The sequence below is a fragment of the Streptomyces sp. SID5464 genome, assembly GCF_009862985.1.
Taxonomy (GTDB): Bacteria; Actinomycetota; Actinomycetes; order Streptomycetales; family Streptomycetaceae; genus Streptomyces; species Streptomyces chartreusis_D.
Genome location: NZ_WWIQ01000045.1, coordinates 77,489 through 78,546 on the forward strand (window position 1 = coordinate 77,489; position 1,058 = coordinate 78,546).

Sequence of the window (1,058 nt, forward strand, 5' to 3'; positions counted from 1 at the left end):
TAAGGAGCCGATCACGATCCGGCCGGAGACAGCCCGCTTCTGCGCGACGGCAGCTTGCTGCAACCGGTCTGCTGCCTCCACTACGCCCCGGGCCTCAGGCAGCAGTGCTTGTCCGGCCCTGGTGAGGCCTGCCGTGCGTGTACTGCGATCGACCAGTGTCAGGCCCAGACGGCGCTCCAGAGCACGGATCTGCTGCGAGAACGCCGGCTGCGTCATGAACGCTCGCTGCGCCGCCTGTCCGAAGTGCAGTTCTTCGGCGAGTATTAGGAAGAGCCGCAGCTGATGCGTGCTCGGATCCCCCCTAAGGTGCGCTTCTCGACTATCCCCCGACTGCGTCATACAGGAAACCGTATCAATGGCCACAGGAGACGTATCAAGATGCCCTTTGCCGGGTGGTTCCCGTGCGGGCAGTCTGACTGCTGGGAACGCGGAGTCGCCTTTCCTCGGCTCCGGAGAGAAACGGGGACGTGAGCAGCGATCTCGTGGCCCAGGGGCCCTACGGCCAGGATTCCGTTCCGCAGGGACCGTGGGGGTCGGACCTGGCACCGCAGGGGCCGACGAATCACGAAGTCGCGCCGCAGGGTCCGCGCAACAGCGACCTGGTAGCGCAGGGGCCGTTTGGGAAGGATTCCCTCTTCACGGCCAGTGGCCCGTACAACCACGACGTAACGCCTCACGGACCGCTCGGCCAGGACTGATGGACTTGGTACCTCGTCCGCCTGTGCTCAACACCCGCTCCCTCGCCTGCTGGCCACAGAGCTCTGGTGGTCTTGGAAGAAGTCGGCCTACCAGGCACAGCTGACAACTCGTGGGCGGCCCAACAGGGCGCCCGATCTCGTTGCAGGACAGCGGGACCAGGAAGTCCGGGACGGCGGGTGTGTTCGTCGGCACGGACGACGACGAGGAAGGCGCGTGGGCGAGCATGAGGAGGGTACCAGCGGGTCCAGGAGGGGTAGCGGCGGACCTGGCGCTCATCTAACCCGGCCAGTTCTTCTCACTCTCAGAGAACGGGGGGCCCGCCAGCTACTGATGCCGATGTCCGGTGCTTACAGCGGCTA

1 protein-coding gene is annotated in these 1,058 nt (G+C 65.7%); it reads right to left on the reverse strand.

From position 1 onward, the window contains the following. On the reverse strand, positions 1–339 hold a 339-nt coding region (locus GTY47_RS22325; protein ID WP_010047510.1), incomplete at its 3' end, for a LysR family transcriptional regulator. Positions 340–1,058: the final 719 nt, after the last annotated feature.